This is a genomic window from Rhizobium sp. RU20A (genome assembly GCF_900155885.1).
Lineage (GTDB): Bacteria > Pseudomonadota > Alphaproteobacteria > Rhizobiales > Rhizobiaceae > RU20A.
In genome coordinates, this window is record NZ_FTMB01000007.1 from 53,612 (window position 1) to 70,002 (window position 16,391).

At 68.4% G+C, this 16,391-nt stretch carries 21 protein-coding genes; 2 read left to right on the forward strand and 19 right to left on the reverse strand.

All coding sequences use genetic code 11. The features are described 5' to 3' along the window. Positions 1-157: 157 nt before the first annotated feature. From F3H41_RS16070 to F3H41_RS16140, 15 genes are all read right to left on the reverse strand, one after another. On the reverse strand, positions 158-409 hold the full coding sequence (locus tag F3H41_RS16070) for a hypothetical protein (RefSeq protein ID WP_149739703.1): 252 nt from the start codon (positions 407-409) through the stop codon (positions 158-160). Positions 410-592: 183 nt separating this feature from the next. Then, entirely contained in the window at positions 593-799 is a 207-nt protein-coding gene (locus F3H41_RS16075) for a hypothetical protein (protein ID WP_149739704.1), read from the reverse strand. A gap of 37 nt (positions 800-836) precedes the next feature. Further along, positions 837-4,676, reverse strand: a complete 3,840-nt coding sequence (locus tag F3H41_RS16080; protein ID WP_149739705.1) for a glycoside hydrolase TIM-barrel-like domain-containing protein — start codon at positions 4,674-4,676, stop codon at positions 837-839. Between the two features lie 42 nt (positions 4,677-4,718). Continuing rightward, complete coding sequence (locus F3H41_RS16085) at positions 4,719-5,159, reverse strand: NlpC/P60 family protein (RefSeq protein ID WP_244616235.1); 441 nt, start codon at positions 5,157-5,159, stop codon at positions 4,719-4,721. Next, positions 5,149-6,042 (reverse strand): DUF2163 domain-containing protein, encoded by an 894-nt coding sequence (locus F3H41_RS16090; protein ID WP_149739707.1) that lies wholly within the window; start codon positions 6,040-6,042, stop codon positions 5,149-5,151. The genes F3H41_RS16085 and F3H41_RS16090 overlap by 11 nt, the downstream gene beginning before the upstream one ends. Continuing rightward, positions 6,039-6,680 (reverse strand): DUF2460 domain-containing protein, encoded by a 642-nt coding sequence (locus F3H41_RS16095; protein ID WP_149739708.1) that lies wholly within the window; start codon positions 6,678-6,680, stop codon positions 6,039-6,041. The genes F3H41_RS16090 and F3H41_RS16095 overlap by 4 nt, the downstream gene beginning before the upstream one ends. A 378-nt stretch (positions 6,681-7,058) precedes the next feature. Further along, a complete protein-coding gene (locus F3H41_RS16100; RefSeq protein ID WP_149739709.1) occupies positions 7,059-7,667 on the reverse strand; it encodes a phage tail tape measure protein in 609 nt (202 codons plus the stop codon). Positions 7,668-7,711: 44 nt separating this feature from the next. Then, positions 7,712-7,936, reverse strand: a complete 225-nt coding sequence (locus F3H41_RS16105; RefSeq protein ID WP_149739710.1) for a rcc01693 family protein — start codon at positions 7,934-7,936, stop codon at positions 7,712-7,714. After that, positions 7,933-8,337, reverse strand: coding sequence for a gene transfer agent family protein (locus F3H41_RS16110; RefSeq protein WP_149739711.1), 405 nt, complete (start codon positions 8,335-8,337; stop codon positions 7,933-7,935). Before F3H41_RS16110 ends, F3H41_RS16105 begins: the two co-directional genes overlap by 4 nt. Continuing rightward, complete coding sequence (locus F3H41_RS16115; RefSeq protein WP_149739712.1) at positions 8,337-8,744, reverse strand: phage major tail protein, TP901-1 family; 408 nt, start codon at positions 8,742-8,744, stop codon at positions 8,337-8,339. Before F3H41_RS16115 ends, F3H41_RS16110 begins: the two co-directional genes overlap by 1 nt. 132 nt (positions 8,745-8,876) lie before the next feature. Further along, positions 8,877-9,224, reverse strand: coding sequence for a BrnA antitoxin family protein (locus F3H41_RS16120; RefSeq protein ID WP_210246665.1), 348 nt, complete (start codon positions 9,222-9,224; stop codon positions 8,877-8,879). Further along, complete coding sequence (locus F3H41_RS16125) at positions 9,208-9,540, reverse strand: BrnT family toxin (RefSeq protein ID WP_210246666.1); 333 nt, start codon at positions 9,538-9,540, stop codon at positions 9,208-9,210. The genes F3H41_RS16120 and F3H41_RS16125 overlap by 17 nt, the downstream gene beginning before the upstream one ends. Before the next feature lie 140 nt (positions 9,541-9,680). Continuing rightward, positions 9,681-10,079: a DUF3168 domain-containing protein gene (locus F3H41_RS16130; protein ID WP_149739713.1), complete on the reverse strand. Its 399-nt coding sequence runs from the start codon at positions 10,077-10,079 to the stop codon at positions 9,681-9,683. Beyond that, positions 10,076-10,408, reverse strand: coding sequence for a phage head closure protein (locus F3H41_RS16135; RefSeq protein ID WP_149739714.1), 333 nt, complete (start codon positions 10,406-10,408; stop codon positions 10,076-10,078). The genes F3H41_RS16130 and F3H41_RS16135 overlap by 4 nt, the downstream gene beginning before the upstream one ends. Before the next feature lie 3 nt (positions 10,409-10,411). Beyond that, positions 10,412-10,981 (reverse strand): phage head-tail connector protein, encoded by a 570-nt coding sequence (locus F3H41_RS16140; RefSeq protein ID WP_149739715.1) that lies wholly within the window; start codon positions 10,979-10,981, stop codon positions 10,412-10,414. A 101-nt stretch (positions 10,982-11,082) separates the two neighbouring features. Here F3H41_RS16140 and F3H41_RS16145 point away from each other — a divergent pair, with 101 nt between their 5' ends. Further along, complete coding sequence (locus tag F3H41_RS16145) at positions 11,083-11,403, forward strand: nucleotidyltransferase domain-containing protein (RefSeq protein WP_149739716.1); 321 nt, start codon at positions 11,083-11,085, stop codon at positions 11,401-11,403. Further along, complete coding sequence (locus F3H41_RS16150; RefSeq protein WP_244616236.1) at positions 11,390-11,875, forward strand: hypothetical protein; 486 nt, start codon at positions 11,390-11,392, stop codon at positions 11,873-11,875. The genes F3H41_RS16145 and F3H41_RS16150 overlap by 14 nt, the downstream gene beginning before the upstream one ends. An 11-nt stretch (positions 11,876-11,886) precedes the next feature. On the opposite strand, the gene F3H41_RS16155 is transcribed toward F3H41_RS16150, so the two are convergent. The 4 genes from F3H41_RS16155 to F3H41_RS16170 form a co-directional block, all read right to left on the reverse strand. Next, complete coding sequence (locus tag F3H41_RS16155) at positions 11,887-13,149, reverse strand: phage major capsid protein (RefSeq protein WP_149739717.1); 1,263 nt, start codon at positions 13,147-13,149, stop codon at positions 11,887-11,889. Between the two features lie 45 nt (positions 13,150-13,194). Then, positions 13,195-13,758 carry an HK97 family phage prohead protease gene (locus F3H41_RS16160; protein WP_149739718.1) on the reverse strand — a complete coding sequence of 188 codons (564 nt, stop codon included), beginning with the start codon at positions 13,756-13,758 and terminating at the stop codon, positions 13,195-13,197. A 109-nt stretch (positions 13,759-13,867) separates the two neighbouring features. Then, on the reverse strand, positions 13,868-14,182 hold the full coding sequence (locus F3H41_RS16165; protein ID WP_149739719.1) for a DUF6107 family protein: 315 nt from the start codon (positions 14,180-14,182) through the stop codon (positions 13,868-13,870). 786 nt (positions 14,183-14,968) lie between these two features. Beyond that, a complete protein-coding gene (locus F3H41_RS16170) occupies positions 14,969-16,159 on the reverse strand; it encodes a phage portal protein (protein ID WP_149739720.1) in 1,191 nt (396 codons plus the stop codon). Positions 16,160-16,391: the final 232 nt, after the last annotated feature.

A 16,391-nucleotide genomic window follows, 5' to 3' on the forward strand; every position in this document is an offset into this window, starting at 1 on the left:
CCGGCACCGCCCCGTCGGGTCGCGCCGGCCCTGTTCTTGCCGCCTCTCATGGCAGCGTATCATGATGGAATTGCGGGCACGCCGCGTTTTCCCCCATGCCGCCCCCGTCCGGCCCCAATTATGACGCCCCGTTGCCGAGGCCGGTCCTGCCAGCGCCTCAGGGCTGCTCGCGGCGGATGATCTTCTCGCGCCGCTCGCCGTCCTTGTTCTTGAGAACGATGACCTCGCAGGTCCCGTCGCTCTTGGGAATGGCCGACAGCAGAATGCCACCGGTCTCGGCAACGACCCGGGCGGCAGCAGCGGCGCAGTCTTCGGCAGCCAGAATCACGCCCCCGCCATCCGCGCGCGGCGGAACGCTCGGGCCGGACAGTCCGACAGCAAGCACGGCAATGATGATCGGTGACGACATGGTTGCACTTTCGACAGGGAAGTGATCGTGGTCAAGGGTTTATCCGAATGCGGCTGAATGCGGAATGAATGTCGGCCGTCGTTTTTGCACCGCACACTCTCACCCCGACCACCGCTGCCGAGGCGGCAGTTCCCGCCCCGGTCATAGCCTACGCATCTGCCCTTGCAGCCGTTCAAATGGTCGTTACCGCAGCCGCTTGTCGGCGGAAAGGCGCCCATAAACGGCGATCAGGCCACCGACGGCGCCGGCAATGGCGGTGAGGGCTTCGGTCACGTCATGGGCCGTCCCTTCCGGGAGGTTGACGCCGAATAGGCCGGCCAGCGATGCGCCGACAGCGACGATACCGCCCCAGACGGCCTTCGATTCGTACCAGTTCTTCATGTCGATCATGTGCCTCTCCTTTGCTGTTGAAGGATGTGTGCCGCCATCAGGGCGCAAGCCGCGCCGTCGCCGGCAGGCCATTGGCCATGCGCGCGCCGATCTGGCGCACACGGATGGCGATGGTCTCCTGCGGCGCGCCGAAATCCGCGATCTCCTCGCTCGCCGCATAGGTCCATCGATCGGTCGTCGTCTCCGCGCGGCGCAGCACATCCGCGCCCGCGAGCACCTCGATGCGGTAGCGCTCCTCCGGCTCGTCCAGCGGCACGTCGCCGTCGAACCATGTGTCGGCCTCGATCCGTCCGCGCCGCAGCCAGCCGAAGACCACGCTGCCATCGTCCTGCCGGCGGGCGCGAAGGTGCACGGGCGCCAGCGGCGTCACGGCGCGCAGGCCGCCCGCAAAGACCTGCGGCCCCACCGGCGGCAAAGCGCGGCCCGCCGCTTCGGCGATCCAGTTGAGGCTCCGGCCCGCCTCGTCGGCGGCCAGCGCCAGCGAGGTCACCGCCTCGTCCAGCATCAGGAAGCGGTCCCCGGCGGCAAAGCCCGCCGACATGGCGTCGTCGGTGCCGAAGAGGCCGCGCAGCAGGCCCGTCAGCCGGAAACGGCCCGCCGCGATTTCTTCGGCGGCGGTGAAGGCGATGACTTCCAGACGCCCATCGCCGGCCACAAGCACGGCGCGGTTGGCACCGTTCAGCACATCGCCGGGAGACACCGAAGAGAGGCCACCGAAGGAGAGATCGACCACCAGCGCCTGCCGGCGGTCAAAACGCCCGCAAACGCCCGCCCCCAGCGCCTCGACCAGCCGGCCAAGCCGCGCCGGCCGGTCGATCCGGCAGCGCAGGCGATAGCCTTCGCCGGTTGCGGAGGACGACAGCACCGTGCTGCGCCAGGGCCGCGCCAGCACCGCCGCGCTGGCAAAGCTTTCCGGCGCGGCATTGCCCATCATCGGCAGGTCCATCAGCACCACGACCGGCTGGTAGCCATCGGAGGCCTCGCGCCGCGGCGTGGCGGCAGCGGTTTCCCCCGAGGATGCCGAGAGCGCCGGGCCGGCCGCGAAAGCGCGGGCCTCGATCCGCCGCATCGCCCCGTCCTCGATCCGCTCCACCAGCCAGAGGCCCGCCGGCCCGTCGGCAAGGCGCAGCCGGTCGCCCGGCTCGACCGCGATCTCGCTCGGCGAGAGGTGAAAGGTCAGACGCCGGCGGGCGAGCTGTTGGTCGGCGAGCGCCGTCTCCATCGCCGCTTCGGCCGCTGTCTCGTGCAGCGTTCCCGGCAGGGACAGGCTCAGCGTGCGCTCGCCGGCCGGGCCGAGGCGGCGCGAGCGCAGCGTGCGCCGCTCATAGTCGCGGCTGGCATCGTAAAGGTCCAGCACCGCGCCGGTTGCAAAGTCGCTCGCATGGCCGATCGTCTCCTCGATCCGCCCGCCCTCCTCCGGCTCCGCCAGCACATCGATACGGCGCGCGGGCGCCGCAAGGCGCGCCGGCACGCAGAGCGTCAGCCGCCCGCCATGGTCGCCCGCCGCAATGCCGTAAAGCGCCATCAGCGGCTCGATCAGGCTGCGGGCCGAGGCCGGCCCGTCCTGCACGATGCCGTCGAGATCGCCGCAAAGACCCGTGATATCCGCATCCGTCACGCCGTGGTCGGCGAGCACGGCCGAGACGACATCCCGGAGCGTCCCGGCGCCCAGCCGCCCGTTCAGCCAGTGGCCCGTCGCCCAGTTGGTCCCGTCTGCGAAAAGCGCCCGGTTCAGCGGAAAGGCCGGAACGGGCCGCGCATCCCAGGTCCAGACGAACATGTGGTCGGGATCGACCGGCCCGCCGGCATCGGCCCAAGAAGAGAGCATCGCCTCCAGATAGCGCCGCTGCATCGCATCACTGCGCCGCCCGCGTGAGAAATAGGGCAGCGCCGATTCGGCCGATTTTGGATCGACGAAGACATTCGGCTGATTGGCGCCGTGGTCGATGGCGGGGCAGCCGAGTTCGGTGAACCAGACCGGCTTCATGCCCGGCAGCCAGGCGGTCGGCACCGCGCTTTCGCCGGTGGATGTGCGGTCATAATGCCGGTTGCCCCACCAGCTCGCGATATCCTTCACGCGGTAGACCCAGGGTTTGCCGGCCATGCCGTCGGTGATCGGCGTGCGCTGGCGCGCGGCACGATCTTGCGGGCTTGCATAGAACCAGTCATAGCCCTCGCCGCCGCGCGCCATGGCCCGCATGGCGTCCTCATCCTCGGCATGGGCAAAACCATCCGGATTGCCGCTGCCGATATCGCCGTCCCGCCAGTCGGCGAGAGGCAGATAGGCATCGATCCCGACCGCATCGATCTCTGGCGCCGCCCACAGCGCGTCGAGATGGTAGCGGAACGCCCCGCCCCCGAGATCGAGCCCGGCATATTCGCTCCAGTCGGCCGCATAGGTCAGCTTCGTCGCCGGCCCCAGCGCGGCGCGCACATCGCTCGCCAGCGCCACCAGCCCCTCGACGAAGGGAAAGGCGCCGGCCTCGTCCCGCACGCGCGTCAGCCCGCGCATTTCCGAGCCGATGATGAAGCCGTCGACCCCGCCCGCAAGCGCGGCGAGCTTCGCATGATGCAGCACGAAGCGGCGATAGCCCTCGTCGCTCGCAGGCGCCACCGGCAGCCCGCCGGAAACGTCGAAATCATCATAGGCGATGGTCCCCAGAAAGGCCTCGACCGTGCTGCGCCCCGCCGCCGTGCCATCCGCCGTTCCCGGCCGTCCGGGGGCCGGATGGCACGTCAGCCGTCCGCGCCAGGGATAGGCCGCCTGCTCGGCCCCGCCATAGGGGTCCGGCAGCCCGTTGCCCGGCGGCACGTCCATCATCAGGAAGGGGTAGAGATAGACCTTGAGCCCCCGCGCCGTGAGGTCAGCGATCGCCGCCAGCACGCTGGCATCCGAGGGTGTCCCGCCATAGGCAGGACCATCGGCGCCCCCGCTGACGAGATGCGCCGCCGTCCGGTCGAGCCCCGCGACCCGCCACTCCCGGCTCTCGTCGCGGCGCGCCCGCACCTCCACGCCCGGCCGGATCCGGCAGGTGCCGGCGCGCAGGTCCGTCCCGAACCACGCCACCACCAGCGCCACCCGCTCCAGATTCGGGCAGAGCGCCTGCAATTCGTCGATGGAGGCCTCCCAGTCGCTGCCGGCATGGAAGATGTTGCGGTTGATCAGCCGGCTCGCCCCGTCCCCTGTCGTTTCGCTGACGACCGCCGGGTCATAGCCGTGCTCGGTCGCGCCCGGAATGATCGTCACGGCGCGGATATCCCGCTCCAGCCGCCCCACCGGCCGCAGCACTTCGGCATGGATCACGGGAATGCGGTTGCCGAACCGGTCGAGCGGAAAACGCTCGAAGACGAGAGTGGCGAGCCCCCGATAGGCCGGCAGCGCCTCCGTCCCCTGCTTGGCCGCCAACAGCGGATCGACCGGCTGGTCCTCCGTGCCGCGGTGCAGCCGCATCTCGATTTCCGTCAGGTCCAGCTCCCGCCCGTCGGCCCAGACACGGCGGATGCCGGCAATCGGCCCCTCGCAGAGGCCCAGCGCGAAGTTCGCATAGTAGGTGAAAGTCTCGACGCGCGTGCCGCCGCCGCCCTTGCCGCCGGCCCGCTCCACCGTCACCTGTTCTTCGAAGCGTGTTGCCCAGATCAGCGTGCCCGCCACCCGCGCCGTGCCGTAGACCCGCGCCAGCGGACTGCCCTCGTCGGCACCGGGAATGCGCGCTGCCGACAGCCGCCCGCGCTCCACCGTGCCGCCACCCTGGCCAAACAGGCTGCGGTCGATGGCGCTGCCCGCCAGCGCACCCGCGGCCCGCCCGACAATCGCGCCCACCGGCCCGAACACCGATCCGAGCGCAGCGCCCGCCGCCTGCAGGATGATCGTCGCCATACTGCCGTCCTTCCGTCACTGTCTCGAATATGCCCTGCGCGCTCAGGCCGGCGGAAACCGGAAAACCCCGGCGATCCGCCGCCGCCAGGCCGAGACGAGTGGCGATTCCACCACTGCCGCCTGCTCATAGGCATGGATGAACATATCCGGCCCGGAGAGGATGCCGGCATGCTTGGCGATGGCGCCCGTCTTCCAGCGCAGCACGATCACGTCGCCGGCCCGCGCGTCGCCCAGCGGCAGCGCCGGCCCGAAATGCCGCATCGCCGCCTCAAGCAGCCGCTCCGCGCCGCCGCGCTCGGCCCAGTCGGCACTGTAGGGCACTGGGTCCTCCGGCTCTTTTCCGTAGAGGTCCCGCCAGATGCCGCGCACCAGGCCCAGGCAATCGCAGCCCACGCCCTTGCGGCTCGCCTGATGGCGGTAAGGCGTGCCGATCCAGCCGCGCGCGATCGTCACGATCCGCTGCCCCTGAGCCTCAATCGTCATAGAGCGGGCTCCCGTCATGCACGCTGTCCCGGTCCGCATAGCCAAAGGCGAAGTCGCCGCCCGGCATGTGCGGAAAACCACGGAAATTCAGCGCATTGGCAAATCTCTCGCGGCAGGTCTGAAACCGCTTGTCGCAGCCGACCGTTGCCGCAAACGCCGTCCCCGCCACAAGCGGCACCGGCGGCGGCAGCCACAGTGTCAGCACATCCGTGCCGCCGTCGCGGGCGTGATCGGCAATGTCGAGCGCAACGCCGGACAGCGCGCCACCGGCCGGCGTCAGCACGCCGAGCGAAAAGGCCCCCGCCGCCGCGCCCGAAAGCCCCGACACATTCAACCGCCGCCCGTCCGCGACCGCAAGAATGGTGCCCGTCACCCGTCGCCCCATCGCATTGAGATCGACACGGCAGCGCCCGTCCCCCAGCACGGCATCGCAGCGCCGCCCGTAGATCCGCCCCTTCACCGCATCCAGCCGGTGCGTGAGACGCCTGAGCTCCGCGCGATACGCCCCGCCGGAGAGCGTGACCTCGCCGATCTCCTCGCGCCTCAACAGAAGGTGATGCTCCGGCGCTGCCCAATCCACCAGAAAGGTCTCGACCCCCGCCCCGTCATAGCGCCCCGCGGTCACATCCGCCTCGGAGATGGCAAGGCTTGAAAAGCCGCCCGCCACTGCATTGGCATCGACCGAGAGCCCCGCCGCCGCCTCGCTCTCGCTGGCCCTGAAGCCGCTCGCCGCCAGAAAGGTCGTGCCGTCAAAGACGAGATCGCGGTCATGCTCGGTAAAGCCAAGCACGGTCCCGTCCCGCCGCGTCACCCGCCAGGCCAGCGCCAGCGTCGTCGCATCGCTCGCAAGGCGCGCCGCCAAACCCGCCGGAAGCACCCTCATGGCCGGATCTCCACCAGCGGCACGCTCGGAATGGAGCCCGCCTTGAAGCGCGACAGGTCCACCTCGATCCGGTCGGTGTCGAAGCGCACCGGCACGTCGAACACGAAGCCCGCCGTCACCACCGCGCCTGCCGCCGGCACATGGCCGGGCAGAAAGGTCACGACGCCCGTCGCCGCATTCACCGTAAAGCTCGACGCCACCTTCACCGCCCCGTTCACCGCCACCATCACGCTGTCCGCCACCGGCTTCACGATCTCCCGGCGCGTGCTGCCGCCCGCATCTCCATAGGTCTTGGCGAGTTGAAAGGCGGTGCGGACCCCGTCCCCCGTTCCAATCACCTGATCGCCCGCCGCCGGCACCGCGCCTGGCGCACAGGACTGGTAGTCGACGGGATCGCGAAACCGGAAGCCGTAGAGCTGGCCGGCCCGCGCCTCGAAGAAGGCAACGACGGCATAGAGATCGTCGATGCTCCGCAGGCCCGAGCCGGCATCATAACGCCGCCGCGCATCCTGCCAGCGCCGGTTGCGCGTTTCCCGTCCGTTGGAGAGATCGACGATATCGGTGCGCCGTACCGGCCCGCCGCTCGCCCCCAGCGCCAGCCGCAACGGAAAGCGCACCTCATGAAACCCGTCCGCCATGCCCGATCATCCTTTTCGCCCACACGCCATCCATCGGCTGAAAGCCGTCCGGTGCGCGTTTCTTGTCTCTGCAATTTGCTGCTCACCGGCTGTGATGGCCCGGCGTCACCCAAAATCCGCATGACTGCGACGTCGCAGTCCTGCGCGCCATGCACGGTGTCCGCTCTTCGCTCGTCGGGCGCCGCGCAATTTGCGGAAGCGCAAAGCCCCCTCATCCGACCCTTCGGGCCACCTTCTCCCCGAGGGGAGAAGGGAGGGAGGCAACTTCCCGTCCGGGTCTCTTCTCCCCAGCGGGGAGAAGATGCCGGCAGGCAGATGAGGGGGTGCGAAGCCCATCGACGCGCCACAATGGGGCCTGCGCGAACGACCTGTCCCGCCTCACAGCCCCCGCCGCCCCCGCGCCACGGTGCGCGCCAGCATGGCGGCGATCTGACCTTCGGACTTGCGAAAGCTCGCCGCATCCTGCGCCGTCACGTTGAACACCACCTGCACCGGCTGCCCGCCGCCATCGCTCGCAACACCCAGCGCCCCGTCGCTGCCGCGCCTCAGCGGCAGGATCGCCTCGGCGCCCGCCTCGCCCATCAGACCGAGACCGCCACTGGTTGGAAAATAGGTCGGCGTCGCCACCACCCCGCCCTCGGCAAAGGGCGTCACAGTCCCCGTGACGCCGGTGGAAAGCCCGTCTGGCAATCCTCCCGCAAGCCCGGCAGACAGCCCGCTCGCCAATCCCCCGGCAATCCCGGAGATCGCATTGCCGAGCGCCGTTTCCAGCGGCTTCAGGCCGGCCGACAGCGCCACATACGACATGCGCAAGGCGATGTTTTTCAGCACCGTCTCCAGCCCCTCGCCGCCGCGCGCGGCCGAAGCCAGCGCCCCGGTGATCGCCGCCCCGAAGGACCGCGAGCGATCCTCCAGATCCGCCAGCACCCGCTCCAGCGCCTCGGCCTCCTCGCGGCGCGCCGCAAAATCCGTTACGTCCCCCGCCATCGCCTCATCCTTCCATCATCCGTTCCGACGGGCCACGCGGCAGCTCACACCGCCTCGTCAGGAAACGCCGCCATCATCGCCGTGAGTGCGCCGCGCGACAGGCACGCATTGCGGGGCGCCAACGCCCCCATCGACGCCGCCAGTTCGCGCGGCGTCATCGCCCAGAAATCCCGCGCCGAAAGCCGCAACAGACAGAAGCCGTGATGCAGCGCCGCGTCCCAGGGAAAGGCCCGCCGCGCACCACCGCTGTCGCCTGCCGCGGCCCTCAAGGGTCCGGCGTTTCGCCCTCTCTCGCGAGATCGCCACCGTCAGCACCGGGGACGCCAAAGGTCGCCGCCAGAAGCTCGGCCACAAGCCGGGCCGCGCCGGCAAGCCCGCCATTGACGGTCATGGCCGCCACCTCGTCCTCGCCCATCAGATTGCCGCCGCCCCGCAAGCCCGCCGCGAGAATGCGGATGATGTCGCCTGCCGAGAGCCGACCGCCGGCAAAGCGTGCGGCAAGCGCCGCCAGGTTCTCCGCCCCGAAGGCCGTTTCCAGCTCCGCAAGGCTGCCCAGCGTCAGGCACAGAATGCGCCGCTCCCCGTCGATGATCGCCTCCACTTCGCCTCGGTGGCGATTGGCCCGCGCGCCCGCGTAACCGCCGCCCATCTGCAAACGCGCGCCCGGCATCACAGCACCGTAAAGGTCAGGGCACCAGCCGATTCCAGCGCCATCTCGAACTGCACCTCGCCGTCATGCCGGCCGGAATAGTCGAGCGCCGTCACCTGGAAGGGCCCTTCCAGCGTCCCGAAGGCGGGAATGACGAGTTGCAGCGTGAGGATCGTCCCGGCAAAAAACGCGGTGCGCAGCGTGGCATCCGAGGACTGGTCCTTGAAAATGCCGCCGCCCGAGATCGAGGCGCGCTGCACGCCCGCCCCGCCCAGCAGCTCCCGCCACCGCCCGCTCGATTCCGCGTCGGTCACATCCACGGCCTGCGCATTGAACGACACCTTGCGCGCCCGCAAGCCCGCCACGGTCACATAACCACTGCCGCCATTGACCTTGACGAGCATGTCCCTGCCCTTCTGCGCCACCATCACCCGCTCCTTCGCCAAACAAAAAAGGCGCCCCGCATGGGACGCCTCGGTGAGATTTTAGTTGTGTTCGGATCAGATCGCCGCTTCGAGCGAGGCAATCAGCTCGACCGCGCAAACGCATCCGCCTGGTTTTCAGCCGGCTTTCTTCTGCGCTTCCATGTACCGACGCAGGACCATGTTGATGCGGGTCTGGTACCCCTTGCCGTTCTGCCGGAACCAGTCGAGCACGTCAGCGTCGAGCTTCAGGGTCATCGGCACCTTCGCCGGCTTGACCGCCACTGCCGTCGCCCATTCGTCATCACTCATCGCCAGGGCGTCCGGGTCGGAGATCGCTCCGTCCTCAACCGCCTGCTCGCTCATGGCATCGAGCTGTCTGAAGTCGGTCCTGCCCGCCGTGGGCACCAGTCGCCCGTCCGCCTCACGACGGTGCGGCTTGCCGTCCACGAGAACAAAACGGCCTGTGTCAGGTGCGCTGCTCATAGCGTTTCTGCTCCCTGTCATTTGCCTTGCGCGCGGAGATCAGCCAGGTCACTGGCCCGCGCGGTGTAAAGGTGATGTGAAAGACCCGACCTTCCAGCATCGCCAACATATTGTAGCGCCGCTCGCCGTAATCCTTTCGGTCATCACGCGCGATCATCTTGCCGACATCTGCAAAAGCAGGAATGACATCGATGAAATCGACCCGGTGCTTTTCGAGATTGCTCGCGTGCTTGCCATCATCCCAGTCGAACTCCACGAACGAATGATGGGTCAGATCGCCGCGATCGTCAATATTTTCGTCAATACTTTTTCCCATGTGACATCCGCTGGCGACGATTGACCATCTGCTTCGTTCCGCGCGCAAGGGTGACACATCGCGCGGGGGCAGCGACCAGGACAGCCAAGATTGCTATCATGAGATGCAGAATGCAACCGGAAAACCATGCCAGCTTGACCTCACTCCGTCACCGCCCGAAACACTATCTCCGCCACATGCCCCCTCAACGCCGCATCCCGTCGGCAAACCGTCCGGCGGTGGAGGATCGACACCAGCGCCGCTCCCGCCAGCACCAGTTCCGCATCGTCGAGCAGGCGGCGTACGTCGCCGGCAATCGCCTGTACCGTCTTCATGCCGCCCTCGCCGCTCAGCGCCTGCAGCGTCACCAGGTGCTCCTCGCCGGTCTCCGTCCCGGTCGAAAGATCGCGGCTATCGATCTCGACGATGACGACGGCCGGTCCGTCACGCCGGTCAATGCGCCGGTCGCGGATCCCGCCTGGGCCGATCTTCGCCGAAAGCGCGGCATCACCGCCAAGCCGCGCCACGATCGCCGTCTGAAGGGCGGATGCCGCGCTCATAAGCCTTCCTCCGTGCAGCGGCAGACGAGGTAGCGCCGCGTCTCGTCGGGATCGCGAAGCGAGCGGATCACCAGCACCCGCCCGCCCATCCTGAAGCGCATGCCGGCCGTCACATCGGCGCGATGGCGCAGCCACACCGCATGGCGCACCTCGAAGCGCGCCTCGCCCGCTGCCTCGCGTTCCGGCATGGCCAGCGGCTCGATCAGCGCCCAGAGGTCGGCAACGGCCACATACGCCAGCGTCGCGCCGCCCTGCCCGTCCGGCATCTCCACCGGCCGCTCCAGCGTCATGCGGCGCGACAGCCGCCCGGGATCGAAGGGAAGCCGCATGGGTCAGAGCCTCCGGATGCGATAGGGTGCCACAAGCCGGTCGTAGCCCGCCGGCACCACGGCCGGCTGGTCGCCGGCATCGATCCCGCCGCGCAGCTCGTACATGGCGGCGACATGGGTCAGCATGGCGCGTTTCAGGCCATCGGGCACGTCCGCGCCCGTCTCGCCGAAGCCGGCGGTGAAATCGATCTCGATGCCGTTCATCGCGCGCAGCGTCACCGGCCGCGCGGGCAGGAACAGCCGCGGCGGCAGCGCCCGCCCCGCCAGCACGAAGCCGGAAAGATCGACCGCCACCGGCAAGCCGGCCGCATCATAGACCGTCACCGCCTCGATGCTCGTCACGGGAAAGCGCCCGATCTCCAGCGTCTTCCTCGCCGGCCAGTCGTCGAGATAGAGCCGGAACGGCCGCGTGAGCGTCACGACGCCCGTCTCCCGCTCCAGATGATCGCGCGCGGTGCGGATCAGCGAGAGGATCAGGGCATCCTCCGCGCCGTCGTCCACCCGCAGGAAGGCCTTCGCCTCGGCAAGCGAAATCGCCTCGCCGCCGGCAGGCGCAAGTTCGGTCATGGTCATGATGGTCTCCGGTGTTTAAATCAGGAAAGCTGGATACCGGCCTCGGCCTTTCGGCACGGGGCCCATTGCGCTAAGCTTGCGGTCAGACAATGAGGTGCCGCATGAACAGGATGGACGCGTTGATCGCGCAACGCCGCGTGAGCAGACAGGCCGCAGCCTTGGCCGCGGCGCATGCCGTCATCCGCGCGGCTGAAGAGGCCGACATCGCAGTTGCGCTCGTCGGCTCGCTCGCGCGCGGCGATTTTGCCCCCCATTCCGATGTCGATCTTCTGGTGCGAGGCCCGCTCGATTCCGGCCGGCGCCGTGTCGTGGAACGTCTTGCGGCCGAGGCGATGCGCGCCCCGGGGCTCGATTACGACCTGATCTTCGAGGACGACCTCTCGCCGGAGCGGGTCCGGGAGTTCCTGCATGACGCCCTTTAGACTGGCTGCCTTTGCACGGCTTGCTGCGAGGCTTGCCCGCACGGAGCGCGAGCTGCAGCAGATGGAGGCCTATTACGCCGACCATGCCGATGAGGTCCGCGCCGGCGACTGGGGCGCGGTTTCCGCCATGTCTTCCGGCATCCACAATGTCTACAACGGCATCGAGGACGCACTGCTCAGCATTGCCAAGGATGTGGATGCCTATGTGCCGACGGGCGGCTCGGCTCACCAGGACATTCTAGACCAGATGGCGGCTGACATTGCCGGCATCCGCCCGGCCCTGCTTGATGCCGAACTCTATGACGCCCTTTTCGATCTCAAGGGATTTCGCCATCTCGTCCGTCACAAATACGGCATCGATCTCAAGCCGGAGAAGGTCATCGAAAACCTCCTCCGGCTGCGGACCGTCTTTCCCGCCTTCATGAGCGCTGTCGCGCAACTGGAAGCGACACTGAGCGCCGACGGCGACTAGCCGCCTCAGGATCAGTTGCCGAACTTCACCAGCTTGATCGCCTCGAAGTTCTGGATGCCGCCGCCGACGCGTTTGGTGGTGTAGAAGAGCACGTAGGGCTTGGCGGAATAGGGATCGCGCAGCACGCGCACCCCCGTGCGGTCCACCACAAGGTAGCCGGTGCGGAAGTCGCCGATGGCGATCGACAGGCTGCCGGCGGCAATGTCCGGCATGTCCTCGGCTTCGGTCAGCGGATAGCCCATCAGCGAGGCGGGCTGGCCGGGGCCGGCGGGGGCGCGCCAGAGATAGTTGCCGTCCGCATCCTTGAACTTGCGGATCTCGCCTTGCGTCTTGCGGTTCATCACGAAGGTGGCGTTCTGGCGATAGCCGGCCTTCAGGGCATAGATCGCATCCATCAGCGTGTCGGAGGGGTTGGCGGCCTTGAAGCCGCCCGAGACGCCCGTCGCGATGGCACCGACATTGCCCCAGCTCCAGCTGGCATCGGCAATGACGGGATAGGACAGAAATCCTTTCGGCTTGTTCGTCCCGTCGCCGGTCACGAAGGCCGCGCCCTCCTGCTCGCCGAAGACGATATCGACTTCGGAGGCAATCCACGCCTCGACATCCACCGCCGCATCATCCAGCAGCGCGGCGGTCGCGGCCGGCATGGCGTAGAGTTCCATGGTCGGGAAGGAGAGTTCGGCGAGCGTGGCGGAGGCCGTCTGCGGCCGCGCCGCCGTTTCCGCCACCCAGCCGGCCGCCATGCCCGAGAGCGCGAAGGGCTTTTTCAGCACCGCGCCGGAAACCTGGCGCACGGTCGCAAGCGCCCGGATCGGCGAGACGGTGGAGAGCCTTCGGCCGATCTCGCGGTCGGTTTCGGCCGGCACGAGATAGCCGCCGTCCGCTGCCGAACCAATGGAAAGGGCTTTCGCCTCCATGGCGCGCATGCCCTGCTCGTCGCCGCGGCGGATATAGTTTTCGAAGGCCGCCTTGTGCTCGGCCGCTTCCGCGCTGTCCGTACCGCCCGCGCCGCCGATGGCGGGCCGCGCCGCCTTCAGCACATGGCGGTCCAGCACGGCCTTCTGCTCGTCCATGGCCTTGTTGATGCGCTCCAGCTTGTCGCGCGTCACGACGTCCGCCGTCAGCTTCTTCTCCAACTCGTCGAGCCGCCGGTCGTTCGTCTCGCGGAAGACCTCGAAGGCATTCATGAAGTCGTCGAAGGCCGCGCCCATCGTGTCGGGCGTGGATTTCACCTCCGGCGCGCGGGTGCCGGTCTCAGCCTGAAGATCCGTCATCATCTGTCCTTTCGGGAGTTGCAGCGCCCCATCGGCGCCGGTTCGTCAAAGCGTGGAAAGAAGAGTGCGCGCGGCCCGGCGCATCCGGCGCGCCAGTTCCGTTTCGCCGTCGCGAAAAAAGCGGGCGTTCTTGACGTTGGAGACCCGCGCCGACGGCAGCATGGGAAAGGTCACGATGGAGATTTCCCACAGATCCGCTTCGAGGATGCGTCGCACCCCGCCGGCGCGGTCCGCCCTGCTCTTCACGGCCTGGAAGCCGATCGAGAGGCCGTCGAGTGCGCCGAGCTTCATCAGCTGATGCACCTCGCGCGCCTTCTCCACCCCCGGCGCCAGCACGCCCTCGACATAAAGGCCGCGGGCATCCTCACGGATCGTCTGCCAGCGCCCGAGCGGGGCGGAGGGGTCGTGCTGGAACAGCATCCTGACGCCCGCCGCACCGCGCCGCTCCAGCGAGCGCCGGAAAGCGCCGGGCTCAATCACGTCCTTGCCGAGATCGACCTCGCCAAACAGGCTCGCATAGCCGGAAAACCGGCCCTCGCCGCTGACGCTCTTCAGCTTCAGATCGGCATATCTCTTCGTCCGCCAGACCGGCAGGTCGGTGGTTGGCATGGGGTGCTCCGTGGGATTGGGAAGGGGGTAGGCAGGAGGCAGTAGAAAAGATCGTCATTCCCGCGGACCTGGCCGCAAGCACTTTCCCCTACTGCCTACTGCCTATTGGCTACTGCCTGCGCGAGCCGCGTTCCGCCGCCCGCATCAGCACCCCCAGCCCCCACCAGGCGGTGAGGCTGGCGGCGGCCGAGCCGGTGAGGATGGTTTCATGGCCGGAGAGGATGTCGCGAATGCCGAGCTGCGCCTCGATCCACAGCCCCACCGGCGCGCCGAACAAAAGCCCGCAGGTAAAGCCCGTCACCAGTCGCGACGCCGCCTCGCGCCGGCTCTTCGGCAGCAGATAGACCAGCGACACCGCCGACCCCGCAAAGGCCCCGAAGGCCCGCGTCATCCACAGCCCGCTATCCTGTCCGAGGTCCGACATGGTCGTTCTCCTTGTTGTGCGTCTGGGCCATGCGTGACCGCACCCCACCGTCCCCCGCGCCTGGTTTCGCGGTGCAGGGTGTGGCCGGGCGCATCAGCCCAGGTGTTCCGTCATTCCGGCCTCGAGCCGGAATCCAGTGACGACGCGTCTGCGCCGTGAAAGACCCTGCCGCGGTCACAGACGAGATCGCGCTGGCTCCCGCATCAAGGGCGGGATGACGGTGTCGGATCTGGCACCGTCGCGACGCGAGCCGCATGGGTCCCCGGGTCAAGCCCGAGGACGACGGCCAGGGTGGGGCACTGCTGAAGACCCCGCCAGCCCAAGGTCGTTCCCCAAGGCACCGTCAGCCCATCACCACCGTCGTCTGCTCTGTTACGAAGGAAGCCTCGTTGTCCGCTGCAAGGCACGTCCGCCACGCGACCCACGTCATCCTCGGCCCCCGAGCCGAGGATCCACGACCAAGACCGCCGATGTCCGCATAGGTCCTCGCGCTAGGCCCGTGGGTCCGCAGCCGCCGCGCCCGTGCCGCTCCGCGCATCACGACACAGCGCCCGCCATCCCCACCAGATTTCGTGTGCCACCCCACACGCCGCCTTAACCGTCGAAGCCCACACTCCTCCGCATCGGCCCGGAGGCATCCAGGGCGGCAGACATCCCCTGCGCGTGCCGATTATCGAATCCGCAGAATCCCTTGCGGCAAGCGCCTCACAAACCGAATCCGGTCCTTCACAGGCAGAATCACATCCCGGCCACGCTGATTCCGCCAACGCTTCCAACCCGCTGAACCTATTCGCTTTCCGCGACCGCGTACCCCACCGCCGCGCGCTTTTCGGCCTCGGTGAGAAAGCTCGCCGCCTCCACCCGCGACCACAATTCGCCGCGCTCGGCGGAAAGGCCGGTCACCTGGTCGAGGTCCGGCACCAGCCTCAGTCTGCCCTCCCCGGTCCCTGCGGAGAAGAAGGCGGCAAAGGCGCTGGCCGTGCGGGTCACGAGCGGCACGACGGTCAGGCGCCAGAAGGCGCGGTTGGCTTCCTGGTAGTTGGCGTAGGTCGCATCGCCGGGAATGCCGATCAGCATGGGCGGCACGCCGAAGGCGAGCGCGATGTCGCGGGCCGCGCCGTTCCTGGCTTCCACGAAATCCATCTCGCGCGGCGAAAGCCCCATCGCCTTCCAGTCAAGGCCGCCTTCCAGCAGCATCGGGCGTCCCGCCCGTGCGGGGCCGGAATAGCCGTCCTCCAGTTCCGCCTTCAGCCGCTCGAATTGCTGCGGCGAGAGATTGCCGCCGTCTTTCGGCTGGTAGACCAGCGCGCCGGAGGGCCGGGCAGAATTGTCGATCAGCGCCTTGTTCCAGCCAGCCGCCGCATTGGAGAGGTCAAGCGCCATGGACGCCGCCTCCAGCGGGGCAAACCCCATGTGGTCGTCGAGCGGGTGGAAGAGCCGCAAATGCAACAGGCCGCCATCGCCGGCGCCGTAGCGCCGCGCGGCGTTTCCGACCCGGTACTCGTAGGCCTCCGGCCAGCCGTCGCGTCCCTCCACGACCCTGATACGGTCCGGGCGCAGCAGATGCAGCGCGCGCGGCGCATCGGCAAGCCGCGCCACATCCACATAGGCATTGCCGGACAGCATCAGATGCCCGTAAAGCGCCTCCAGGAATTCCGTCCCCGGCTGGCCGCCATTCGGCCGCGCCAGCACGGCCAGCACCGGCTCGTCCGGAACTTCCCTCTCTCCGCGATAGGCCAGCCACGGCACGGAAGCGGCCGCCTCCGCGATCATCCGCACCGCCCGATGCGCAACGGGGTTGCGCATATAGCCCTCGCGCGACAGCGCCGCATAGCTTCGCGCCGACCACCGGGCCTCCGCCTCCAGCTGCAGCGTCACGAACCCCGCCGCCGCCTTCCGCTCCGCCGGCCCGGCACCCTTGCCCTCAACGCCCTTCGCCCCGGCGCGCCGCCAGGGCATCCAACCCGAAATCCGCATGATGATGTCCTTGTTTTGAACCGCGTGAGGAACGCGCGGGCGCAGGCGGTCGCCTCACCCCCCTCTGCCCTGCCGGGCATCTCCCCCACGAGGAGGGAGATCCGCAGGTTACACGCCCAATACCCTCGTCAATCGTCGCGCTCTCAGAGTAGATGAGAGGGAGGAAACTGCTCCTCCACCCCTGCCGGACCACTTATGACTGTCGCAAAGGTCGCGCCCCAGCCGATCTCCC